Annotated in this window: 19 protein-coding genes; 6 read left to right on the top strand and 13 right to left on the bottom strand. The window is 55.3% G+C overall.

Translation table 11 applies throughout. From position 1 onward, the window contains the following. Window positions 1-79: 79 nt before the first annotated feature. Both KTT_RS18375 and KTT_RS18370 read right to left on the bottom strand, forming a co-directional pair. Window positions 80-511, bottom strand: a complete 432-nt coding sequence (locus KTT_RS18375) for a hypothetical protein (RefSeq protein ID WP_126597381.1) — start codon at window positions 509-511, stop codon at window positions 80-82. Window positions 512-635: 124 nt separating this feature from the next. Further along, window positions 636-1,664: a GGDEF domain-containing response regulator gene (locus KTT_RS18370; RefSeq protein ID WP_126597380.1), complete on the bottom strand. Its 1,029-nt coding sequence runs from the start codon at window positions 1,662-1,664 to the stop codon at window positions 636-638. A 789-nt stretch (window positions 1,665-2,453) separates the two neighbouring features. Here KTT_RS18370 and KTT_RS18365 point away from each other — a divergent pair. The 4 genes from KTT_RS18365 to KTT_RS18350 all read left to right on the top strand — a co-directional run bounded on the left by KTT_RS18365 (window position 2,454) and on the right by KTT_RS18350 (window position 6,635). Beyond that, the gene (locus KTT_RS18365; RefSeq protein ID WP_126597379.1) at window positions 2,454-3,125 is read left to right on the top strand and encodes an alpha/beta hydrolase; all 672 of its coding nucleotides are present in this window, start codon (window positions 2,454-2,456) and stop codon (window positions 3,123-3,125) included. 49 nt (window positions 3,126-3,174) lie between these two features. Next, the gene (locus KTT_RS18360) at window positions 3,175-4,887 is read left to right on the top strand and encodes a DNA repair helicase XPB (protein WP_126597378.1); all 1,713 of its coding nucleotides are present in this window, start codon (window positions 3,175-3,177) and stop codon (window positions 4,885-4,887) included. 328 nt (window positions 4,888-5,215) lie between these two features. Then, complete coding sequence (locus KTT_RS18355; RefSeq protein WP_126597377.1) at window positions 5,216-5,551, top strand: thioredoxin family protein; 336 nt, start codon at window positions 5,216-5,218, stop codon at window positions 5,549-5,551. 40 nt (window positions 5,552-5,591) lie between these two features. Then, window positions 5,592-6,635, top strand: a complete 1,044-nt coding sequence (locus tag KTT_RS18350) for a type I phosphomannose isomerase catalytic subunit (RefSeq protein WP_160145959.1) — start codon at window positions 5,592-5,594, stop codon at window positions 6,633-6,635. Window positions 6,636-6,653: 18 nt separating this feature from the next. On the opposite strand, the gene KTT_RS18345 is transcribed toward KTT_RS18350, so the two are convergent. The 11 genes from KTT_RS18345 to ftsH form a co-directional block, all read right to left on the bottom strand. Then, window positions 6,654-7,106 (bottom strand): hypothetical protein, encoded by a 453-nt coding sequence (locus KTT_RS18345; RefSeq protein WP_126597375.1) that lies wholly within the window; start codon window positions 7,104-7,106, stop codon window positions 6,654-6,656. Between the two features lie 180 nt (window positions 7,107-7,286). Further along, window positions 7,287-9,419, bottom strand: coding sequence for an ArnT family glycosyltransferase (locus KTT_RS18340; RefSeq protein WP_126597374.1), 2,133 nt, complete (start codon window positions 9,417-9,419; stop codon window positions 7,287-7,289). Next, complete coding sequence (thrC, locus tag KTT_RS18335; RefSeq protein ID WP_218030917.1) at window positions 9,419-10,909, bottom strand: threonine synthase; 1,491 nt, start codon at window positions 10,907-10,909, stop codon at window positions 9,419-9,421. The genes KTT_RS18340 and thrC overlap by 1 nt, the downstream gene beginning before the upstream one ends. Next, window positions 10,860-11,888, bottom strand: coding sequence for a homoserine kinase (gene thrB, locus KTT_RS18330; protein WP_126597373.1), 1,029 nt, complete (start codon window positions 11,886-11,888; stop codon window positions 10,860-10,862). Before thrB ends, thrC begins: the two co-directional genes overlap by 50 nt. 376 nt (window positions 11,889-12,264) lie before the next feature. Further along, the gene (locus tag KTT_RS18325) at window positions 12,265-13,443 is read right to left on the bottom strand and encodes a 2-isopropylmalate synthase (protein WP_126597372.1); all 1,179 of its coding nucleotides are present in this window, start codon (window positions 13,441-13,443) and stop codon (window positions 12,265-12,267) included. A gap of 54 nt (window positions 13,444-13,497) precedes the next feature. Next, entirely contained in the window at window positions 13,498-14,520 is a 1,023-nt protein-coding gene (ilvC, locus tag KTT_RS18320) for a ketol-acid reductoisomerase (RefSeq protein WP_126597371.1), read from the bottom strand. A gap of 71 nt (window positions 14,521-14,591) precedes the next feature. Beyond that, entirely contained in the window at window positions 14,592-15,143 is a 552-nt protein-coding gene (ilvN, locus tag KTT_RS18315; protein WP_126597370.1) for an acetolactate synthase small subunit, read from the bottom strand. Continuing rightward, window positions 15,136-16,926, bottom strand: coding sequence for a biosynthetic-type acetolactate synthase large subunit (ilvB, locus tag KTT_RS18310; RefSeq protein ID WP_126597369.1), 1,791 nt, complete (start codon window positions 16,924-16,926; stop codon window positions 15,136-15,138). Before ilvB ends, ilvN begins: the two co-directional genes overlap by 8 nt. A gap of 101 nt (window positions 16,927-17,027) precedes the next feature. After that, window positions 17,028-17,549, bottom strand: a complete 522-nt coding sequence (locus tag KTT_RS18305; protein ID WP_126597368.1) for a hypothetical protein — start codon at window positions 17,547-17,549, stop codon at window positions 17,028-17,030. Between the two features lie 515 nt (window positions 17,550-18,064). After that, complete coding sequence (gene thpR / locus KTT_RS18300) at window positions 18,065-18,637, bottom strand: RNA 2',3'-cyclic phosphodiesterase (protein WP_126597367.1); 573 nt, start codon at window positions 18,635-18,637, stop codon at window positions 18,065-18,067. Then, window positions 18,634-20,481 carry an ATP-dependent zinc metalloprotease FtsH gene (gene ftsH / locus KTT_RS18295; RefSeq protein WP_126597366.1) on the bottom strand — a complete coding sequence of 616 codons (1,848 nt, stop codon included), beginning with the start codon at window positions 20,479-20,481 and terminating at the stop codon, window positions 18,634-18,636. Before ftsH ends, thpR begins: the two co-directional genes overlap by 4 nt. Before the next feature lie 669 nt (window positions 20,482-21,150). On the opposite strand from ftsH, the gene fdnG reads away from it, so the two are divergent. Both fdnG and KTT_RS18280 read left to right on the top strand, forming a co-directional pair. Further along, entirely contained in the window at window positions 21,151-24,279 is a 3,129-nt protein-coding gene (gene fdnG, locus KTT_RS18285) for a formate dehydrogenase-N subunit alpha (protein ID WP_268904534.1), read from the top strand. 24 nt (window positions 24,280-24,303) lie between these two features. Then, complete coding sequence (locus KTT_RS18280; RefSeq protein WP_126597363.1) at window positions 24,304-25,290, top strand: 4Fe-4S dicluster domain-containing protein; 987 nt, start codon at window positions 24,304-24,306, stop codon at window positions 25,288-25,290. The last annotated feature ends 6 nt before the right edge of the window (window positions 25,291-25,296 follow it).

Below are 25,296 nucleotides of genomic sequence, written 5' to 3'. Positions count from 1 at the left end.
AGATGCGCCCCGGCTACACCAGCATAAAACAGTTATCTGAGCACCGTAGGTGCGAAAACACATCCAGGCGAGGGGCAGGTCAGTCGGCCGACGTTTCGGCCACCGGGCGATCATAATATTTCTTTAGCTCGGCCTTCAAAAACTCCCGATCCGACCACATCGCGCCCGTCAGAGTATGATACTCGCCATCGCACACCGGCGCGGCTGAGGCGCATTTACGATGGGGATGCAAGCGGAAAAGGATCGAGCTCCCGCGTACTTCAATCCACATGTGGCGACGCGTCGAGTGCGTTCCCCAGCGAAAGAGCACCATCGAATCATACTCCTCAAAGTGTCCTCGACCCTTAAGAAGATTCTTGTTAATACTCTGCAACATCTCGGCTAAACCGCTCTCACGCATCACATGCTTGGCATTTTCACGAATAGAGAGGCGTTGCGCCTCACGTTCCTGCTCATATAATTCATCATGGCTCTCGTCCGAGAGCGTATGATAGTCATGACTCGTAGACATACATGGTAACCTTCCAACATCTGGCAATGAAAAAAAGATGCATATATTTCAGCATAGCACAAAGAGGCAAGACATCACGACCACCCCGACACAATATCAAGGAATAACGGGCACCTACACCTGTTTATTTAAATTTTGCCAGCACATCCTCTTCGGAAAAATGAAAAAGGTTCCGTCCAACGTTGCCAACCAGGTTAAAGGTCGCCGGTGTATGCGACACCTGGGTAGGCACACCCCACTGCGGAGAAACGCGAGAAACGTTATTAGAGGATTGCTTGGCCAGGCGCTTGGCTTCAGCCGTAAGTGTGCTCACCTCATTCATCGAGTGCGAACACTTGAGCTGATCGCTGACCACACCAATGGAGAGAGAGACCAGCGGAAACTGGTACGGACGGCCAGAGCGATCAACGCCATTGATCGAGCCACGCTCGATATCTTCGGGATGGTAAAACGACATGCTCTCCTGTTTATAACGCGCCAGAATGTGGCGGCACAGCAGCTTCTCGCGATCCGGAGTTGTAACAATGACAAAATCATCCCCACCGACATGCCCCACAAAGTCATCGGCGTTGCCATATTCATACACAACACGCTGACAGATATGGCCGACCAGCAGAATCATATCATTGCCGGTCACAAAGCCATAGGCGTCATTAAATGCTTTAAAATTATCCAGATCGAGATAGAGGACACTCCAGGGGTCGGAGCCGCGCAATTTATAATCGATGGCCCGTTCAAGTTGCAAGCCACCAGGAAGACGGGTGAGAGGTGATAGGGTGGTTTGCTGTATGCGCCGTAACTGTCGGCGAATATGGGCCAGCAATTCATCCGAACAACAGGGCTTTGTAATATAGCTATCAACACCCAGTTCATATGCCCGGACCTTATCTACCAGCGATGAATGCGAACTCACCATAATGATGGGAATGTGCATGCACTTGGGATGGTCACGTAACTGCTGAATGACCTGATAACCATCGATACCCGGAAGTTCCACATCTAGAATGACAAGGCCTGGCATCTCACGCATAGCAAACTGTACAGCATCTTCGCCGTTTCTAACCACAACAGCTTGATATCCCTCGTCCCCAAATTGCTCCCTGACTAATTGTGTGATGACTCCTTCACCTTCGACGACTAGAATGCTGAACATATATGCTCCTACCTCTACATTTCACTATATACACCGTGTATACCTTAGAAGACTCACGCTATCCATGTAATACGAATGAATTCATCCATACGCCTACGGTTTGTCGTGAGCCAGAATACCACTGGTCCGATCGAGAACTATAGGTACACCACCGTAGCACAGTAAACTACTTATGTTAAATACACTGCATCAACGTTCATGATACATCGGGAAAGCGCATAAATTGTTATTGAGCCATCAGTGTATAAGTATCGTAAAATACGCGTTATGCGTATCAAATGACAAAGTCACCTCCTGATATAGGCCCATCAAATGGGGAAGTGGGGGCATTGAGCCAACAGTGAAGACAGTGTAGCACAACGCCTGGCATAGGCAAATACTAATAGTTGACTGTCTCCTGGTGTACATATCGTACTTACAGTACCAAAAGTAAGTATACATATGTCATAGTTAGTATAACATCCTTCGGGCTACATGCAAAGGTTTTGTTAAACAAATCAAAGCATTTCGTCATAAATTGCAAAAATCTCACAATACTGTGACTTTTAGATGGGGAGAGCCCATTTCTATTAATAGAGACGATCAATGATGGCTTTTCATGAGATAAAAGGTTGGTCAATTATTAGGGATTTTTTTTTCAGGTTCCTCAGCGGTGGTGTAAATTGTACGGGAATGTTGACGCTTGAGTCTGACTGAGATAATATTTAGATAGAAGGCATGCAATTAACGGTAGTAAAACGCTCATACGCCTTCGCCCATACGACGGCTGAACATAATAAAGGATAAGCGATGACCTCGTCGGTACAAGCGGAACGACCCATTACTTTCCATAGCAAGGGCCAGCCGGCCTTTCTTCTTGAGGGCGTTGTGCATGCTCCACTCAAGGCTGAGCATGCTCCCATCGTGATTATCTGCCATCCTCAACCGGCCAGTAGCGATATGAATGACATCTTGAACGTCGCTCTGGCCAAACAACTGGCGGAGGAGGGTATGATCGTGCTCCGGTTCAATTTTCGCGGCGTCGGCCGTAGCCAGGGTCAGCAGACCGATGGACGCCTTGAGCCGCTTGATTTAGCCGGTGCTATCGATGCGGCGCTGACATTCCCGGGCGTCAACCCCGCCAAGTTGTGCGTGGTGGGGCATGGCTTTGGTGCCTATACAACGATGCTCTACGCTCCCTTCGATATGCGCGTGCGTACAATTGTGGCGATTAGCCTGCCCCTGTTCCGTGTCAGCAGCGGTTTCCCACGCCAGTTTGAGCGCCCCAAGCTATTCGTCACCGGTGAGTTCGACGAGATCTGTCCGCTTTATAAGCTAGAGCCATTTGTCGAGCAGCAGACGGGCCCCAAGGGGATCAAGGTCATTGTTGGAGCCAGGCATCTGATGCGCGGCTACGAGCAGCCAGCCGTGCAGGCTATCTCAAAATATATCAAAACATGGGCGGGTATGCCGGGGGTCTAAACGAGATTCGCATGAGATCGATATCAGAAGTTGGAAGAAGAGGCATATAATGAATCCAGCCAACCCCATTATTGTTCAAAGTGATCGTAGTATTTTATTAGAAGTTGACCATCCTCAGCACGAAGAAGCGCGCGATGCCCTGGCGCAGTTTGCCGAACTTGAAAAATCGCCCGAACACATTCATACCTATCGCTTAACACCATTGTCGCTCTGGAATGCCGCGGCCGGTGGCATGGATGCGGACACCATCGTAGGCCTGCTTACAAGCTATAGCAAATATCCCTTGCCCACCAATATTACGACCGAAATACAGACCTATATCCACCGCTATGGACGCGTCAAACTGGTGCGCGAAGGTGATGATCTCCTGCTGTACTCAGATGATTATGCATTGATGACTGAGATCATCAACCACAAAAAAATGCAGCCGTATATCGTGCGCCAGGTCAACCGCAACACGTTGCAGATTGATAGTTCTAGACGGGGACATGTCAAGCAGGCGCTGATCCATATTGGCTTTCCGGCCGAGGACCTGGCGGGCTATACCGAGGGCTCTTTCCTCCCACTCAAGTTGCGCACGCTGACGCAGCAGGGCAAAGAATTTGAGCCCCGCCACTATCAGCAGGCGGCGGTCTCAGCCTTTCATGCTGGAGGGGCGCCCAGTGGGGGGAGCGGTGTGGTAGTGCTGCCCTGCGGAGCAGGAAAGACGATCGTCGGCCTGACCGCTATCGCCACCCTGCAGCGGGCCACCCTGATCCTTACCCCCAATACCGTCGCGGTCCGCCAGTGGATACACGAAATTCTGGACAAGACGGATCTACCGCCCGAAATGGTTGGCGAGTATACCGGTGAGCGCAAAGAGATCGCGCCCATTACGGTCAGCACCTACCAGATTCTGACCTACCGGCGCAATGAGGTGGGTGATGCCAACGACATCGGACCCGCTACCTATCCCCACTTCTCACTCTTCACCAACTATGACTGGGGACTCATCATCTACGACGAGGTACACCTGCTACCGGCGCCGGTCTTCCGCTTTACAGCCGAGATCCAGGCTCGGCGTCGCCTGGGTCTGACGGCCACGCTGGTGCGAGAAGATGGTTGCGAGGCGGATGTCTTCAGTCTGATCGGCCCTAAGAAATATGATGTGCCGTGGCGTGAATTGGAGCAGCAAGGGTGGATCGCCACCGCCGAATGCCATGAGATCCGCGTGGGCTTTCCTAGCGAGGACGATCAGCTCGCGTATGCCATGGCCGAGACGCGCGAGAAGTATCGCATCGCCGCCGAAAATCCAACCAAGCTAGAGATTGTCCGCCACCTGATTGACCGGCATGTGGATGACCAGGTGCTGATCATCGGTCAATACCTGGATCAGCTCAAAATACTGGCGGAGGAACTGCAGGCTCCCCTGCTCACAGGGCGTACGGCCACGGCCCAGCGCGAAAAGCTCTATGAGCAATTTCGGCGCGGTGAGATCAAGCAACTGGTTGTCAGCAAAGTCGCCAACTTCGCCATCGATCTACCGGACGCCAATGTCGCCATCCAGGTATCGGGGACCTTTGGCTCACGACAGGAAGAAGCCCAGCGTCTGGGCCGCATCCTGCGGCCAAAGAGCGATGGAGGAAGTGCGTACTTCTATACCATCGTCACCCGCGATACACGCGACCAGGATTTTTCCGCCAACCGGCAACTGTTTTTGACCGAGCAAGGGTATCGCTACCTGATAGAGGATGCCGAAGACCTCTTGACAGCCCAGCCATAATGAAAGCATCATAACCTTTTCTTGCAAAAGGGGAGCAAGGTTCTCCCCTTAGACGTCAGCTTAAGCCGAAGGCCGGCCCTCTGCTTCTCCAGGCGGGAGGTGCAGGAGGGCGGTCTGCCCTCCTGCCGGGGCGTGGGGTGTCCCCACTCATACTTTTCCTTCTCACGCCGCCGACGGCGGCGTGTAAAAAAGAAAAAGAAGTTTTGTGGGGACACCCCACACCCCGGCAGGGAGAACCCTGCACCCCTTAGCTCGCTTGACACAGGCCCGCATAGGGTGATACTTTGAGAAGCAAAAGTGTATTTATTATTGACTACAAGAGGATAGCATGGCAGAGAATTATAACGAGGTAACACCGGACACTTTTGCTGAAAAGGTACTGCAAGCGTCCCAACTGGTGGTCGTCAATTTCTCGGCGGAACAAAGCAATGCCTGCAAGATACAAGAGCCAGAAATCGAAGCGATCAGTAAAGGGTATCAAGACCGCGTCATCTTTACCAGACTTGATGTCACGGGGCAGGAAGACCTGACCAGGGAGTGGAAAGTCGAAGGTATTCCTACTCTCATTTTCTTTAAGAATGGACATGAGGTGCACCGTATTACAGGTATTGTGATGCGCGATAAGCTGCGCCGCATGATTGAAGGGGTCCTGCTGGCCGAGTAGCTCGGCTATTTTTATCACCGTCATTGTTAGGAGTTGTATTTTGTCACACATCTATCCGATCCGCCTGCGTTCGTCTCTGCACGAAACCATCTGGGGCGGGCGCCGCCTGGAACAAGATAGCTGGAAAACGTTGCCAGCCAATGGAATTTTAATCGGTGAATCATGGGAGACCGAGGTCAGTAACCTGGTTCAGAATGGGGAATACGAGGGTCAGACTCTGGAGGCCGTCGTCGCCGAGATGGGCACCTCCCTGCTCGGAGAGCAGGCCACAGCCATCTTTGGTCAGCGCTTCCCCCTGCTAGCTAAATTTATTGACGCTAATGCCCAGCTATCCGTACAGGTCCATCCCAAAGATGAATACGCCAACGAATTTGAGGGTGGCAAACTGGGCAAGACCGAGTTCTGGTATATTTTAAGCGCTGAACCAGGAGCGAGCATCGTTCATGGCTTTAAGGCAGCGACCGATGCCACGGCGGTCAGGCAGGCCATTGAAGGGGTGCAACTGGAAGAGCTAATGCACGCGGAGCCGGTCGCAGCGGGAGACGTGGTCTTTGTGCCCGCCGGAACGGTGCATGCCATCGGGGGCGGCATCCTGCTCTATGAACTGCAGGAGTACTCGGACGTCACCTATCGTATGTACGACTATGGTCGCCTCACGGCCTCCGGCAAGCCACGCGAGCTCCATATCGACCGCTCCCTGGATGTCTCGCACTATGAGGCCTCGCGGCAGATCAAAATGCACCCCGTCCCCCTGACCAGCACGCCGGAGTACGACGAGCGCTGCCTGGTCGCCTGCAAATATTTCTTGACGCGCGAGCTAAATCTGAAAGGTGGCGTGCGAGAGGGCACAACCGAGAAGAGTTGCATCATTCTCACCTCGCTGGGGGCAGAGATACGTGTTGCTTACGGTGAGCAGTCCACACAAACAGAGACGCTCAGTCGCGGCCAGACACTGGTACTGCCAGCCGCTCTCGGCGCGTACCGCATTGAAGGAGAGGGCTCACTCCTCTTCTCATATGTCCCTGAAGCCAGAGACGAGGCCTGGCAAGCCTGGCAAGCCGCCAATCCCGAGAGTGCTCTCTAGAGCACTCTCCCCAGGGACCTACTGCTCGCGGCGGCGTTTCTGCCTCTCCTCTTCCAGGTCGGTAATGGTCCCCTCAACCACGCGCCCTTCACGTTCGGCGCGATTGCTGCCCATCAACGGCGAATAGGCCTGGCGCAAGAACTCTTCCTGCTGCTGCTGCATGCGCTTCATATCCGAGACGGCGTGCGAGATGCCGGTGCTGATCTTAACAACGACTAGGATCCCATACAACACAGCCCAGACGATCAAACCCACGAACAGCGTCAATATCCCGCTGACGATACCATTGAAAACCCCGCCAACGAGGCTATTGCTGTACGTTTCGTAGATCATCATCAGAATAATCGGGAGCCAGAAAAACTGCACGAGCAGTTGCAAGAGCCAGTAGAGGAACCACCAGACGGCTTTCACTGGATCCGAGGGCATGTTCCAGGGCGGAATAGAAAACCGAAAACGCTTGATCTTGTTCACATCAGATCCTCTTTTAGCCTATATAGATTCATATATGTACATTGTAGCAGTAAGGCGGGCCGGTTACCAGTGATAGAGTACGGCAATGCGCCATGACGATACGGCCAATAAAAGGAGGAAGCATCCTGCGGATTGCTTCCTCCTTTTATTGGGCCTGGACCCGGTGGTCAGCCCTGTGCATCACGATTTTTTGGCAAAGGAAACAGGTATATAATCCAGACCACTCTGCGATCGCAACATTTGTTTGGGCGTATCATAGCGCTGAAATGTATCAAGCTGGAGTGGGATGGCTCCTAAAAAGTTATACGAGAGAATCGTCGGTAGGGTTGCATAGGCGGTAACCTGCATCTTTGTAGGCGGCTGCGCGGGATCACCCATTGGCACGATCAGCTGATCACCGGCACGCAACGCACTGACCGAGCAACTATGGCTGGCGGGTGTGACACCGGTACCCGCGACGCCATTGTGGAAGGTGTAGTTATAGCTGGTGTGATAGCCTGCCGGGGCCGAACGCAACATCTGCCAGCGGGATGCCAGCACGTTACGCTGTCCATTGTTAAATGACTTAAGATCCATGAATTTCAATTCTTGCATGAAATTGTCATGGCTTTGCGCAGCTAATGGGCCTGGCTGCAAAACATACAGATTAAAGGAAGGTCCCCCTGGATGCGGGGCGGTCGCAACGCGGGCGGCATGCGCATACGCTGTTACTAGATCCAGGCGACGGCTATGGGGAGCCGTCAACAGAACAGCCGCTCCGCTCTGGGTACCAGGAAGCACCAGGCAAGAATCGTCGACCACTGTGGTCGGTGTCTTCATCTGTCCGGCCAGGTAGAGAAACGATACCTGGGTACCCAGGTCAGCGCTGACGTAGACATGATTAAGATGTCGCTGTTGAGCCAGCTGATCCGCCTGCCGCATTGCGTTCTGCAGTGAGGCAAGATCGTTATAGTACTGACCAGCCCAGGCTGTGTCGATATAGCGACCATGCGAAGCGTCATATACATAACCAGAAGCGATCAGGAACTGGGCAATAACCAGCAAGCTGCTGATGGTCAGAAAAGCGATACGCGCAGCCTGCACGCCGGTCAGGCGCGCATGCAGCCAGTCAAACGTCCGGGCCAGAAAGAAACCAGCCAGCATAAAGGGTCCCGGCATAAACATAATAAAGTAATGCAGGTGCAGGACGATATCGTGGCGCGTCAGATAGAGGAGTGGGACAATCTGCCAGATCAAAAGAATAAGCAGACCACAGCGCAAAGGAGACTGGCGCAGATCATGCCACCAGCGACCGATTCCGGTGATAAACCCTCGCCGGGTATTAATCTCCGCTTCAGAACGACGCGACTTCATCGCCAAAACAGCGGCCAGCACAGCACCGGCGATCACCAGCAGCACTACCAGCGGTTGCAGCCACGCAAGAGCCGTCATATAAGGAGAGAGAATCGATAACTTGTTGGTATAAGGAGCAGGCAATGGACCTAAAAATTGTAGATAGAATAACAGGGCCTGCGCATCGATCAGAGTCTTTCCCTTTGCGGTATGCAGAACTATAAAGATATCTTGAAAATGAGTTTGAAAGAGCCAGACGATATAGGGCGCATAGATAGCAAGGATACCAAGGACGCTTAAAACAAGGTCGTACCAGCGTACGGTACGGCGCGGCGCCAGCACCAGGGCGACCAGAAGCGGCGCCACCAGGACAATACTGGACGCATGGAACTGGACAAGCAGACCGATCAGAACGACCGATGGGAAGAGCCAGAAGGGTCGACGCGCCACCGCCCCACGATATAAGAACCAGATCAGAAGCGGGACAAAGAACAACAGCATATTCTGGTTCCACATAAAGCGCGAGTAGAAGATAGGGACCGAGGCCGTCGCGTATAAAAAGGAGGCCAGCGTAGCCGCAAGGCGACCATAGTACCGCCGCATCAAAAAATAGGTCAGCAGGACGGAGGCGATCGCCAGCAGGGCGGTTAGCACCGCACCCCATAGCGGATTGGCGCTAAATGCCGCTGGTATCATTAATGCATAGATAATAGCCGGAGGATTAAAAATCTTAATAGAAGCAATATTACTGGTTGCTACTAAATGTCCATGGCTCACCGCGTTGTGAGCCATATAAAAGATATCCGCCTGATCTCCATCGAACTCGGTGGTATTGATATGATAGAGGCGCAGGAACGCCGCCACCAGGAGGAGAAGGTATACCTCCCAGGAACCGAGCAGCGCTCCCAATGACCGGTGCAGAGGGGTAGATGACCTGTCTACCGCATTCACAGAAACGTTTTCACGAGTATCCAGCTTCATTACGCCAATACGCTCCTGACAGCTTCAATGGTCGCCTTGACCGTGGTCCCATCCACATGCTGAGGGATGCCGGTCTTACTGTCTTTGAGCAGGTTGCCGGTGAGCACGCCCACGACCTGTTCGTCACGCTTGATCACGCCACGGGCGACCAGTTTGCGCACCCCGGCCAGGGTCGCGGCCGAAGCCGGCTCACAGCCGATACCGGCACGATCGATAACCGCTTTGGCGGCCAGAATCTCTTCGTCCGTCACCTGCTCGACCAGGCCATCGCTCTCTTCGATCACGCGGCGAGCGCGGCTATAGCTCACCGGATTGCCGATGCGGATCGCGGTCGCCACGGTGTCAGCCTGCACCTTTTCACGTTTGGCGAAGCCCTGGGTAAAGCTCTTGTAGAAGGGATTGGCACCTGCCGCCTGGATAGAGGCAATGCGCGGCATGTGGCTAATCAAGGACAGATCATACGCCTGCCGGAAGGCCTTGCCGATGGCAGAGGTATTGCCCAGGTTGCCAGCCGGCAGCACCAGCCAGTCTGGAGCCTGCCAGTCCAGCTGCTGCAGAATCTCAAAGCCGATCGCCTTCTGTCCCTCCACGCGGAAAGGATTGAGCGAGTTCAGCAGATAGATACCCAGTTCATTGCACACCTGCTCGACCAGGGTCATGGCATCGTCAAAATCACCCTCGATCTGCACGGTGCGGGCGCCATAAGCGAGGGACTGGGCCAGCTTGCCGGCCGAGACGTTGCCCGCCGGTAAAAAGACGATTCCTTCCAGGCCGGCCTGGGCTGCGTACGAGGCCAGGGAAGCTGAGGTATTGCCGGTTGATGCGCAGGCTACAGCTTTAGCGCCCATCAGATTGGCCATAGTCACCCCGACCGTCATACCACGATCCTTAAAACTGCCCGTGGGATTTTCACCCTCGTGCTTCAGGAAGAAGCGCTCCAGGCCCGCGTATGCCCCGATCTGGCGATGGCCGACGCGACCAACGCTGCAGTTTTCGATACCGACAGGATACAGACTGGTGTTGCCCTCTGGCCGGGTCACCACAAAACGTTCTGGAGCTGGCAAGATCAGCTCACGATAGCGCCAGACGCCGCTACCATCCAGCAGCATCTTATCAGAGCTAATCGACCAGATGGGAGGATTCGCGGCACGCTCATCAAACAACTGGCGCCAGGCCGAGCCAGCGGAAGGAGATCCACGATCCAGTTCCGAGTCAAAGCCATAGAGCATCGCATCAGCGTCCGCGTCAGACTGTGCGGACTGCTGAGGGAGCTTGAACTCGGTCTCAACGTCCAGCACACCACCACAATCACAGCGATAGCGTGGTGGCTGACCCATCTCTATAGCGGGATAAAGGGCAGAACACTCGAGACAACGCAGCGAGGTTGAAGACAGAGCTTCAACCGCATCGGCAGCAAGAGTTGTAAGCGAACGAGGCTGATTATCGCCCGCTTCCCGGTCTGGCTGGAGACCAGTAGAATTGATCGCCATAACGCGCACTAACTTCCTTTCGTATGCGACTACGAGGTGTATTGAGAACTCGCGCCCCGTTTTGGTCCGCACGTAAAATCATGCCGGTTCCCTCCACGCCAGCGGCGCGAGCCGTATTTTGCATCGCGCGCAAGATGTCGTGAAAATGTGAACTGGCAAGTGCGATAAGGGATGAACCGCCTCCAGAAAGGCATGCACCATGTGCGCCCGCAGCGACAGCAGCGTTGATGATATCAGGCATAGCGGGGAAAAGGACCTGGCGATAGGGCTGATGGAGCCGATCCTGCATGGCTTCGCCGATCAACTCATAGCGCCCCGTCTGCAAAGCGGTTAAGAGTAGAGCGACTCGTCCGGTATTAAACGTCACATCCGCCTTTGGATAGTTCGCCGGCAAAAGCTTGCGGCCCGCGACGGTATCCATGGGAAATGAAGGGGTAAAGATCACCGCGCGCAGCGAATTGGGGAACGGGGTCTTGATGGCGTGAATCTTGCCATCGACATGGGTCGTCGCGACCAGTGCGCCGAGCAGTGCCGGAGCTACGTTGTCCGGGTGATTGCCTGCCTCGGCCTCAACGGCCATCTCCAGGAGTTCTTCTTTAGGAACGGCCAGGCCGAGCGGACGAACCCATGCATTGGCCGCCATCAGGCCGCCAACGACAGCAGTCGCGCTACTTCCGAGACCACATCCATGAGGAATATTGATTGTCATGCGAATACGAACGGATGGGATAGGTACCTGCAGGCGTTTGAGGAACAGCACAAAAGTCTGGAAGAACATATTGTCCGGTCCAGTAGGTAGGCCTTCGCCAAGCGCTCCAAGTACTTCAATACGCGGATGTTCGGGATCACTTCCCCACTCTTCAACCTCAAAGCGATTGTAAAGCTGTAATGCCAGGCCCAGGCTATCGAAGCCAGGCCCTAAATTAGCGGATGTTGCTGGGGTTAAGACTGTAACCGAAACAGGTAATACCAGTGCCATCGCCGGCTACCTGCCTTTCTGATGATGAATGCATGGTTCATCCTTTCTTTCGTTAGCTTATTCTACCATGTTCTGTCATGTTCGAGCTAGCTAGAGGACAAAAGTAATTGATGGGGGAGGGGCGAAGCCCCTGTGACCCCATTGTAGCCGCCCTTCGGGCGGCATAAAAAGAATAAAGAGAAGTTTGTGGGGACACCCCACACCCCGGCAAGAGGGGCTCGCCGCCCATCCTGCACCTCCCCGCCGTAGGTGCCGGGTTCGCCCCGGCTTGTCGCGAAGCGACCTCGTTCCCGGGCGATCATGTCCCACCGAAGGAGCCATGCTCCCACATTCCCGCTAATGGGAGTGAGATGTGTCACATGGGTCCGTGTTCTGGTTAGACGGCGGCGGGCGTCTCCTGTCCGCTTTCGACGATGTAGGCCAGGTCGGCATCGGTGATGAGCTTTTTCTGGTCGGCCAGGGAGACGAAGCGGCCATAGGCGGACTGCAGTTGCTCGGCGTCAAGCTTGTAGCCCAGCTTGCGCAGGCGCGCATCAAGTCCGTGGCGACCGGAGTGCTTGCCCAGGATCAGGTTGGTGTCGTTCCAGCCAACCGATTGCGGCGTCATGATCTCGTAGGTCATGCGGTTCTTGAGCATGCCATCCTGGTGGATGCCCGCTTCGTGCGCGAAGGCGTTCATGCCGACGATGGCTTTGTTGGGCTGGACCAGGATGCCGGTGAGCTGGCTGACCATCTGGCTGGTGGCGAGCAGTTCTTGCGTATTGATGCGTGTATCTACCGAACCGAATGTGTCGGGACGGGTGCGCAACGCCATGACGACCTCCTCCAGCGCGGTGTTGCCAGCGCGCTCACCCAGTCCGTTGACGGTGACTTCGACCTGGCGCGCCCCACCTTTGATGGCCGCCAGGGTATTGGCGGTGGCCATACCGAGGTCATCGTGGCAGTGGGCACTCAGGGTAACCTGATCCATGCCCGGCACGCGCTCGCGCAGCATGCGGAAGAGCGCCTCGTACTCGTTGGGGAACGTGTAGCCGACGGTATCGGGGACGTTCACCGTATTGGCGCCGGCTGCGATGGCGATCTCGAAGATCTGGCAGAGGAAATCGCGGTCGCTGCGCGTGGCGTCCTCAGCAGAAAACTCAACGGTCGGACAGAGGCTGCGCGCGTATGAGACCATGGTGCGTACGCGCTCCCGAGCCCCCTCGCGGCTAATGCCAAGCTTATGTTGGAGATGGATATCGGAGGTTGCAAGAAACACATGGATCACAGGTGATTCAGCGTCACGGATAGCCTCCCAGGCCGCGTCGATGTCGCTTTTATGCGCACGCGCGAGGGCGGCGATAGAGACGCCGCGTACCGAACGCGCGATTGCTTTGACGGCAGCAAGATCGCCCGGGGAAGCCGCAGGAAAACCCGCTTCAATAATATCAACATGTAAACGAGCAAGTTGTTGAGCTATTTGAAGCTTTTCAGCCGCAGTCAGGGTGGCGCCAGGTGACTGTTCGCCATCGCGCAGGGTGGTATCAAAAATTTTAACGACTGCAGGATCTCCCATGGTTTGTTCCCTCCTTATAACCACGCTCCAGATGAGGCGCTATGGCCTCATCCGTTATTTTGTTGACTCAGCTTTTTCTGATTGCTTTGAGTTCAGCCACGGCATCATGGCGCGCAATTCGTGGCCGACCTTTTCAATCTGGTGGGCGGCATGGGCACGACGCATGGCCTGGAAGCCAGGGCGGCCGGCCTGATTCTCAAGGATGAAGTTTTTGGCGAAGGTGCCATTCTGAATCTCGCGCAGGATCTGGCGCATCTCGGCACGCGTCTCGTCATTGACGATGCGCGGCCCGGTCACGTAATCCCCATATTCAGCGGTATTGCTGATGGAATAGCGCATATAGCTGATACCGCCCTGATACATCAGATCGACGATCAGCTTCATCTCGTGCAGGCACTCGAAATAGGCAACCTCTGGCTGGTAGCCGGCGCTGACCAGTGTCTCAAAGCCAGCCTGGATCAGGGCGGAAACGCCGCCGCAGAGTACAGCCTGCTCACCGAATAGATCGGTCTCGGTCTCCTCAGCGAAAGTGGTGCGCAGCACGCCCGCACGGGTACAGCCGATGCCACGCGCATACGAGAGGGTCAGGGCCTCGGCCTGGCCGGTCGCATCCTGGAAAACGGCCCAGAGCGCCGGGACACCCGCGCCCTCCTCGAAAACGCGACGCACCATGTGGCCGGGACTCTTGGGAGCCACCATGGCGACATCGATATCGGGTAGCGGCACAATCTGTGAGAAGTGCAGGCTAAAGCCGTGGGCGACCATCAGCATCTTGCCCGGCGCCAGTCCGGGACGGATGTCGCGCTCAAAGACCTCGCGGTGGGTCTCGTCAGGGATCAGGATCATGATGACGTCGGCCTGCTGTGCGGCATCGGCTGGCGTCAGGACGCGCAGGCCACTGGCCTCGGCTTTGGCCCGGCTCTTGCTGCCCGCTGGCAGGCCAACTACCACATCACAGCCATTGTCCTTAAGGTTTAAGGCATGCGCGTGACCCTGGCTCCCATAGCCGATGATCGCGATGCGCTTCTGTTGAATAAGGTCAAGGTTGGCGTCCGAATCGTAATAAATATTTGGCATGAGTACTTCACTCCTTAATATGTATCAAATTAAAAATGATGTGGCCCCGGAGCCGGGGCCAGACTCCATGGCTATTTTGTAGCGGCGTCGCGCGTCAGGGCGACCGGGCCCGAACGGGCGACGTCGCGGATACCATACTGCTGGAAGGCCGCCAGCGCCTCGGCAATCTTTGCCGCGTCGCCGGTCACTTCGAGGGTAACCGCCTCGGGCGTCGCGTCGATGACCACGGCGCCAAATGGCTGTCCCGTGGAGATGATTGCATTGCTATCGGCATTGGCCGTCTCAACCTGGATGATGGCCAGTTCGCGGGTAATGGCCTGCTCGGAGCTCACATTGGCCACATGCTGCACATCAACCACTTTCTGGATCTGGGCCACCAGGTGATCCACCACGACCTCCGCGTCCTTCACCTGGGCCGTGATGCGGAACATCTCGCTCTGGGCGCCGGGTGCAATCGACAGGGACTGCAGCATCGAACGGCGCCGGCGCAGCACGCCAACCACGCGATCAACAGATCCCGGCCGATCCTGAACCAGAATAATCAGGGTATGGGTCTTCTCGGTCCCCTGGGGAGCATTCGAATGATGCGCCCGAGGGGTGGTAGTCGTAGCGGTATTACTCATGTTTCGTGTTCTCCTGTGCCGTCTCCTCGATCATTTCAGTGATTGCCTTACCAGGAGCAACCATGGGATACACGTTCGCCTCCGGCTCGATAATAAATTCGACCACCACGCTACCCGGGGTCTCCATGGCTTCGCGAATGGCGGGCTCAACATCCTCGCGGCGCTTCACCCGGATCCCCTTCAGGCCGTAGGCATCGGCCAACTTCACGTGGTCGGGTCCGCTCATCGGTGTCTCAGAATAGTTGCGCGAATGGAAGAACTGCTGCCACTGGCGCACCATGCCCAGATAGCCATTATTCATAATCGCCACCTTGACGGCGATCCCCTCTTGCTGTAAGGTCGCCAGTTCCTGGATATTCATCTGGATGCCACCGTCACCAGCGACCGCCCAGACGGGTGCGTCGGGCATGCCCATCTTCACGCCCATTGCCGCCGGCAGCGCGAATCCCATTGTTCCCAGTCCGCCAGAAGTGATATGACTATTCTGCCGGGTCCACTGATAGAAGCGAGCGGTCCACATCTGGTGTTGGCCCACATCGGAGATCACGATAGCCTCGCCATCGGTCACCTTATGGATCGCGCTCAGGATGCTGATAGGATCGGGGAGCTCTTCATCACGCACGATCTGTCTGCCGCGCTCATCGTTGGCCGCCTCCCAGGAGCGGATCTCACCCAGCCAGTCGCGATGATCACCAGCCTCGATCGTCTCGGTCAGAGCCACCAGGGCCACCCGGGCATCGGCCACCATGGGGACCGTCGCCACCTTCACTTTGTGCATCTCCGACGCGTCAACGTCGATATGGATGAGCTGAGCATTGGGGGCGAACTTCGTGACATCGCCGGTCACGCGATCATCAAAGCGCAGGCCGACGCCGATAATCAGATCGGAGGCACCAATGGCGTGATTGGTGTGGGCTGGACCATGCATGCCCGGCATGCCGATATGCAGCGGATGCGTATCGGAAAACGCGCTCAAGCCCAGCAGCGTCGTAATAACCGGAATAGATGCCTTCTCGGCGAACGCTTTCAGCTCGGAATAGGCGTTTGATAGGATGACACCATGTCCCGCCATAATTACTGGACGCCTGGAATGCGCGATCAGATCGGCGGCCTGAGACAGAAGATATTCAGGTGGAGGCGCACACTGGGCCGCGCTCGTATTCAGATATTCTTCCGAGGTCATGTGGTCAGATGGGCGATAGCCGGTGCGGGCGAACTGTACGTCCTTCGGCACATCGACCAGAACAGGGCCTGGGCGACCACTGCGGGCGATGCGGAAGGCTTCATGCATCACCGAAGCCAGTTCCTCAACGTTGCGCACCAGGAAGTTATGCTTGGTAATGGGCTGTGTCACACCCAGGATATCGGTCTCTTGAAAGGCATCACGACCAATAAAGTTGCGCGCCACCTGGCCGGTAATCGCGATCATCGGCACAGAGTCCATAAAGGCGGTCGCCAGTCCCGTTACCAGGTTGGTCGCTCCAGGACCACTGGTCGCCACGCATACCCCCACCTTACCGGTGGCGCGTGCATAGCCATCGGCCGCGTGCGCCGCCGCCTGCTCATGGCGCACCAACACGTGATGCAGAGCAGGATAGGATGTAATCGCATCATAGAACGGCATAATGGCGCCACCCGGATAGCCATACATCAAATCGACGCCCTCGCGGATCAACGTCTCGCAGATGATTTCACTGCCGGTTAATTCACGAACTTCATTCTCACGCTGACCTACTTGATACGTCGTACCAGTCTTCTGAATATCCTTTGCAGCGATTGCCATAATTCCTCCTGAAAAATTTTAACGATAAAAAAAGGACCTCCCATGCTGGGAGGTCCTTGTGAGGATACCTTCTTTGGATTGGGTGGCGCCTTTGCTCCCGTTTAATCTCCCTGTGCATTTCTTGTGGCTAGCTGTACGATTCGCCCTACCAGACTCTCAAGCCCTATGAGTCCGGTAAGGCCCATAAGGAGGAGGCTAATAAGGAGGCTAATAAGAACCACAAGCCCTATAACAGGGGTAACGAGAAGCAATAAGGGAATAAGCACAAACAAAGAAACCGACGTAATCACGTCGGTTTTCAAGATAGTGGTTGTGGCGTTTGCGCTTGCAGCCATACTTTGGGCAGGCATGAAAAAGGGCATATGTCGAGAGGGACGTTGATTAGCATCCATCGCTATCTCCATTCCATATGACATTGCCATCGTTTCTCTCTCCTGTTTCCACCAAAACATGCTGTGTAAATGAATATAATTTTTTGGAGTAATTTGTGTACTTACAGATACACCAATAGCAACTTTGCCAGAGCATTCTGCAATATCTCTTTGTTGTTTTCGAGGATACATCACCTGGTAATTGGTTGTCAAGCCAATTGGTGCCCTTTTTCGCATATTTGGAGAAAGCATACACGTCACCACAGCGGGTTATGTACGTTTATTACATATATTTAACATTCAGAGGCTTGCTTATAAAGTGATTTCTATGTTATACTAGATGAACATAGCTCCAAATAGGAATAATAAGATAAAAACAAAAAGGCTGGTTGTTGCCGCAGGCAACAACCAGCCTTTTTGTTTTATGTGTGGTGTTGTGGCACATGGTCGGCGATGCCGACCATGTGCCACAACACCACACATAAAATAGTGCTTTGCCTGGCAGGACACAACACCACACATAAAATGGTGCTTTGCCTGGCAGGGCACAACACCACACATAAAATGGTGCTTTGCCTGGCAGGGCACAACACCAGGACATGCATAAGGGGCAATACCTCCAATTTAACAAAATGAAGATCGTAGATGCGCACCTTGCGGGCGCTTGCCGCGAAGCGGCCCCCTGCCCGGGCGCATACGTTCCACCAACGATCTCATCTCCCCCTCAAAGGTGCGCCAGCATGTTATGTTGAATGCATTGTGATGCCTTATTGTAGGGAGTATTCTTGTAGGACGGTATATGTGGCGCCGGTGCGTGAGAGTTCGCTCTTCATGACGTGGATATGGCTGGCGGGGTAGGGCTGCGTTGAGCCTGCTTTGTAGTTGGGGGCCAGGATTTTTTGCAGGGCGGCCTGCTCGGTTGGATTAAGAGGCGCTTTCGCACGGGCCAGTGTCAGGTGGGGCGAAAACGGACGTGACTCCCCTGTGAAGTCGCGCTGAACCAGTTCCTTCTGCAGCAGACGGTACAGGTACTGCAGGGCACCGGAAGGCTCGTCAATGCCCATCCAGAGGACGCGTGGCTGGCGCAGAGTGCCAAAGATTCCCGGATGTGTTAAGCTATAGGAAAAGGGACGGCTTTTCCTGGCAGCCTGCTGCGCGGCCTCATAGGTCAGGGTCAGCTGCTCATCGTCTAGTTCGCCCAAAAAGGCCAGGGTCAGGTGTATGCCACGCGGATCTACCCAACGCAGTCCAGGAAGCGCAGGCGCCACCTGGTGGATAAATCCACTCAGGTGGCGCTGCATATGTTCATTCATTTCAAGGGCGATGAACGTTCTGGTCATGCTGCGAAAAGCATCCTATCCAGTTCCTCGCCGTCAATCGTCTCCACACGAATCAGGTGCTCGGAGATCAGCGACAGTTTCTCCTGTTTCTCGCGCAGGATTGACAGAGCGGTGGCATATGCCTGGTCGATGAGGACCGAGATCTCTTTGTCGATGCGCGCGGCCAGGTCGGCGCTCAGCATGCTGCCACCTTCGGACTCAGCCTTGATCATGACATTGCCCAGAGGGGACATACCAAACTCACACACCATGCGGCGCGCGATATTGGTAACGTACTCGATATCCTGGCTGGCACCGGTCGTGATGTCACCAAAGATAATTTCTTCGGCCGCTCGTCCACCCATGGCTCCGGCCATCTTTGAGAGCAGTTCGGAGCGGCGCATCAGGTAGCGATCTTCAGCAGGTGACTGTACCGTAATACCCAGGGCCTTACCACGGGCGATAGCCGAGACCTTCTGCACCGGATCGGAATTAGGCATCGAACGCATCACGATGGCGTGGCCGACCTCGTGATAGGCGATAATCGCCTTCTCAGCTTCTGTAATCATGCGGCTCTTGCGCTCGGGGCCGGCCATCACTCGCAAGATCGCCTCTTCCAGCTCAAGTTTGCCAATTTTAGGCTGATCTTTACGTGCGGCCAGCAAAGCGGCCTCATTCAAGAGGTTCGCCAGGTCAGCGCCCGAGAAGCCTGCGGTCTGGCGGGCCAGTTCGGTCAGGGTAACGCCATCTTCAAATGGTTTGCCCGCGGCGTGTACCTCAAGGATCGCCTGGCGGCCACGAATGTCGGGATTATCCAGGGTAACAGTACGATCGAAACGCCCCGGACGCAGCAGCGCGGGATCCAGCACATCGGGACGGTTGGTGGCGGCGATGACCACAATATTGGTCTGCTTATCGAAGCCATCCATCTCAACCAACAACTGGTTCAAGGTCTGCTCGCGCTCGTCGTTACCTCCATTGCCAGAGTTGGTACGCTGGCGACCAACGGCGTCGATCTCATCGATGAAAATAATGCAGGGCGAGTGGTCTTTAGCCTCTTTGAAGAGGTCACGAACACGGGCCGCGCCAACACCAACAAACATCTCTACAAATTCGGAGCCGCTCACGCTATAGAAAGAGACGCCGGCCTCTCCGGCGACAGCGCGTGAGATCAGGGTTTTACCAGTGCCAGGAGCTCCTACCAGCAGCACACCTTTCGGGGTACGCGCTCCCATAGAAATAAAACGCTCAGGCTGCTTCAGAAACTCAACAATCTCCTGCAGCTCAACCTTGGCTTCTTCGACACCCGCCACATCTTTAAATAAGACCGAAGGACGGGACTCGGAAAAGCGTTTGGCCTTTGAGCGAACGAAAGGCATAGCCTGACCGCCCAGACCACTGCGACGTATAAAAGCAAAGGTCAGACCAACCACAAGCAAGACAAGCAACAGCCCGGCCACGCCCTGCAGCCACTGACCCTGTTGATTGTTATCGATACTGACTACGGCGCCATCTTTTCTAAATATCTCAGTAACCGACTGACCTTCTTCTTTAACCGCATGGTACCGCTGGCCTGTTACGCTAGTCGCGGTGACATCATTTCCATTGAGAACAACCGATTTCAGTTGATGCTGATCCGCCATATTCAAAACGTTGCTAATCGGCTTCTCTTGTACTGCTGTTCCACCTAAAGAGACGTTAATGTATTTTGCTCCCACAATTCCCAGGAGCAGCAGACCCATCACAATCAGAGCAATAGGAAGACCATAGCGAGCCATAAAGCTACGCTTGCGTGTTGTCTTTGGATTTGAGCTACGTGTCTCTGATTTAGGGGTTTCTCGTTTTTCCTTTGGAGGCATTTCCATGCGCTAACATTAGACCCTTCTATAGTTTTCTACTGATGACTTACTACCATGCTTACTATCTTAATTTACCATCATTTGATGTCAATTCGTCTCGTGGTGTTTGTTTTTGCCTCATGCCGTTACCTTGAGGCTAGTATAACGCATAAGAAAAGGTTTAGCAAGATAAGGATAAGATTAGAATGCTTAGAAAAATTAGAATTAGTACTAAGGTACGAGGTTGTTCAAGCTGCGCCAACACATTTTCAGTATGTATACGCTTACTTCTGATCTATGTAAATAGTACTAGCCATGTTGTATAGCCGCTATTACCGATGAGTTACCCGGGAAGGTGATACAATTACTCAATAATAATAAGAGGAGAGGGTGTGTTACTTTCGTCACGCTGGGGACAGGTGATAGCCCCCACACGCGCGTCCGCTGCGCGGCCGCACTGTTTTTTGGTTGGTGTCTGTGGTGCGCTTCCACGCGCCACAGACACCAACACAATGGATTTGTGAACGCTACAGGTGCGGGCGCTCAGACAGACCACTGATAAGGATGAAAGTAGCGCGGGCAGCGCCGCATGTACCATCACAAAATAAATTATTTCAAATGTCATATATCATTTGCTTTGTATAAGGAGAGGATATGGCTATGCAAGAACAGGCGAATCCAGATATTTTATCAAGGATGATGGAGGTCGGCTCAAAGGTCCAGCCAGTAAGCAAGGAGAGCCGGGAGAAGGCTCCCCGCGTCCGAGGGGCGAAGGTCGTACACAGTGTCTGCCCCTATTGCGCCGTTGGTTGTAGCCTCAATGTCTACGTTAAAAACGGCCAGGTGATCGATATCGAAGGTGATCCCGATAGCTTCATCAACCATGGGACGCTCTGTCCCAAGGGGTCAGCCACCTTCCAGTACACCGTCAATCCGAGCCGCCTGACGCAGGTGCTCTATCGCGCGCCCTACAGCGACCACTGGGAGGTGAAGTCCCAGGAGTGGGCGATGGAGCAGATCGCGCAGCGCGTAAAAAAGACGCGCGATGAGACGTTCGTCGAGCGCCTGGAAGATGGGCGAGAGGTCAATCATACGCTGGCCATCGCCTCGCTGGGTGGGGCCACGCTGGACGTTGAAGAGAATTATGTCATCAAGAAGCTCTTCAATGCCGGACTGGGCATCGTATCGATTGAGAACCAGGCCCGCATATGACACAGTTCTACAGTGCCCGGTCTGGGTACAACGGTAGGACGTGGCGGGGCCACGACATTTCCACAGGATCTCATCAATAGCGATTGTATCCTGATCATGGGCAGCAACATGGCTGAGGCTCACCCGGTCGCTTTCGCCAACGTGGTCAAGGCCAAAGAGCGGGGGGCGAAGATCATCCATGTCGATCCCCACTATTCGCGCACATCGGCGCTGGCCAACCTCTACGTACCGACGCGCGCGGGCTCAGATATCGTCTTTCTGGGCGCCATCATCCATTATCTGCTCGAAAACAAGGCGTACTTTCATGACTACGTGGTCAACTACACGAACGCAGCCATGCTGGTGCGCGAGGACTTCAGGGATACCGAGGATCTTGATGGTCTCTTCTCGGGCTATGATCAGGAGACACAGACCTATGATGACCAGAGCAGTTGGGACTATCAGCGCGACGAAAACAACCGGCCGCTGACCGATCCGACGCTGCAGCATCCACGCTGCGTCCTGCAGATCATGCGGCGGCACTACTCACGTTACACGCCAGAGATGGTCGAGGCGGAATGCGGGGTTCCGGCGGACATGTGGCTCAGCGTCGTAAAGACGCTGGTCGAGAACTCCGGTCGTGAGCGAACGGGGGCGCTGTGCTACGCCGTAGGCTGGACCCAGCAGTCCAAAGGCGTGCAGATCATTCGCGCTGGCGCCATCATCCAACTCCTACTCGGCAACATCGGGCGACCCGGCGGCGGAATCCTGGCCTTGCGCGGGCACGCCTCGATCCAGGGTTCAACCGACGTACCGACCCTGTATGATCTGCTGGCGGGCTATATGCCGCAGCCAGCCGAGATGCTCTCGCAAAGGCCAGAGGCCCAGCACAACCCAACGGCGACCACCTGGGGTGAGCGCAAAGATAAACATGTGCATAAACGCACCCAGCAAACGCTGGCGGAATACATCGATACCGCCGGCATGAAGCTGGGCTGGTGGTCAAACATGCCTGCATACATCGTCAGCCTGCTCAAAGCCTGGTATGGGGATGAGGCCACCGAGGAGAACGACTGGGGCTATCACTGGCTGCCGAAGATCATTGGCGACCACTCCCACATCAATACCAGCTACAACATGCTCGATGGCAAGGTCAAAGGCTACTTCTTGCTGGGACAGAATCCGGCCGCGGGCAGCACCAACTCGCGCATGCAGCGTAAGGCCCTGGCCCAGCTCGACTGGATGGTCGTGCGCGACCTGTACGAAATAGAATCGGCCGCCTTCTGGTATAAAGGACCGGATCATGGAGATCCCAAACAGATCAAGACCGAGGTCTTCCTGATGCCGGCCGCTGCCTCAACCGAAAAAGAGGGCAGCTTTACCAACACCCAGCGCCTGGTGCAGTGGCGCGATAAAGCGGTTGATCCTCCCGGCGATGCGCGCTCAGATCTCTGGTTCATCTACGACCTGGGCAAACGTCTCAAGACGCTCTACGCCGACAGCACCGATCCCAAAGACCGGCCAATTCAGGCCCTGACCTGGGACTACGAGCGGGCGGAGCCAGAACCCGGTTCACGGCTGACCGATGAACCGGACGCCGAACTGGTGCTTAAAGAGATTAATGGCTTCTACGTCAGCCAGAAAAACGACGATGGCACGAGCAAAAGCTATACGCTCCACGACGCGCCACACGTCCCGGCCTTTACCGCCCTCAAGGCGGATGGCAGCACGGCCTGCGGCTCCTGGATCTATAGCGGCATCTATCCCGAGCCGGGAAAGAATCTGGCCGCCTCGCGCATCAGCGACGGCGAGACCAACCCCGAGTGGGGATTCGCCTGGCCGGCCAACCGCCGCATCCTTTACAACAGGGCCTCGGCGGACCCTGAGGGGAAGCCATGGTCTGAACGCAAGAAGTACATCTGGTGGGACGCGGAACAGAAAAAGTGGACCGGTAAGGACGTGCCCGATTTTCCGGTTACCAAGGCACCCGACTACCGACCCGCGCCAGGCGCCAGCGGTATGGATGCCATCTCGGGCATCGATCCATTCATTATGAAGCCAGATGGTAAGGGCTGGCTCTACGCGCCGGTTGGTTTAAAAGATGGACCACTGCCGACCCACTATGAGGCCGCCGAGTCGCCGGTCCATAACGCCCTCTACTCACAGCAGAGCAATCCGGCCGCCAAATATCACAAGAACCGCAAGGACAATCCGCTGGCGGCGATAGATGATCCCGATTATCCAATTGTCGTCACCACCTATCGCCTGACCGAACACCACGTCAGTGGTCCCATGACACGCTGGATGCCGTGGCTCAACGCGCTCCAGCCATCACTGTTCGCCGAGATCAGTCCAGAACTGGCGGCCGAAAAAGGCATCAGGCATGGTGAATGGATGGTACTGAGCACACCGCGCGGTGAGATTGAGGCGAAGGCCATGGTCACCCGGCGCATGCGTCCCCTGCAGATACGGGGCCGCCTGGTACACCAGGTCGGGCTCCCCTTTCACTGGGGATTTCAGGGAAAGAGCACGGGCAGCATCACCAACGACCTGACTCACTCGGTCCTGGAACCCAACGTCAGTATCGAAGAGGCGAAAGCCTTTACCTGTAATGTGCGTCCTGGACGCCTTTGATAGCGAAAAGGAAGACAGGAAATCATGATAGAAGAACGTGGACGAGACACCATCTCGTCCATCACCAACGAGGTCAGGCAGGTACCACACCTGCTTGGCCTGCTCAAAAAAGAGCCGCCACTGCCCGAGCAGCCAGCGATGGGCTTTTTTACAGACACCAGCCTCTGCATCGGCTGTAAGGCCTGTGAGGTCGCCTGCAAACAGTGGAATCAGCTCCCGGCCACGACACCCGACTGGACTGGCACCAGCTATGATAATACAAAGCAGCTGGGTGCCACCACATGGCGTCATGTGCAGTTTATCGAACAGATTGGGCGCCGCAAGCCCTCAGAGACACAGGCAGCCGCGCCGGTTAGCAAGCTGCCCGAGTTGGACCTGTTCCAGTCCTCCGTAGCGCAGGACGTGATACCGGCCACACCGCCCGGTACGGCGCTGCCATTTTTCAGCAGCGACCGCTGGCTGATGCAGAGCGATGTCTGCAAGCACTGCGCCAACGCCCCCTGCCAGGAAGCCTGTCCCACCGGCGCCATTATTCGCACCGAGTTCGACACGGTCTACGTGCAACAGGACATCTGCAACGGTTGCGGTTACTGCGTCGTCGCCTGTCCATTCGGGGTAATCGCCCGCGATAGCGGGGGAGACGGACAGGCCCACAAATGCACGCTCTGCTACGATCGGCTCAAAGACGGGATGACACCGGCCTGCGCCAAAGCCTGTCCCACCAACTCGATCCAGTTTGGCGAGGTGGCAACGCTCAAGCAGCATGCGCGGGAACGCGTAGGGGAGCTACAAAAGCATGGGGTAGACTCGGCACGGCTCTACGGCGCGGACGACCAGATTCTGGAGGGTGGCCTCAACTCATTCTTTTTATTGCTGGATGAGCCAGAGACATACAACCTACCGGCCAACCCATCCCGTCCCAGCACCCACGTGCTACCCACGTCGCTGGGAACTATTATCGCCGCGGTTCTGATGGGCCTGATGAGTATCTTCTTCTTCAAAAAAGAATAGGACTGG

The organism is Dictyobacter aurantiacus (assembly GCF_003967515.1).
GTDB lineage: Bacteria > Chloroflexota > Ktedonobacteria > Ktedonobacterales > Ktedonobacteraceae > Dictyobacter > Dictyobacter aurantiacus.
The sequence above is the reverse complement of the archived record's forward strand: the minus strand, read 5'-3'. Positions and strand labels throughout refer to the sequence as shown.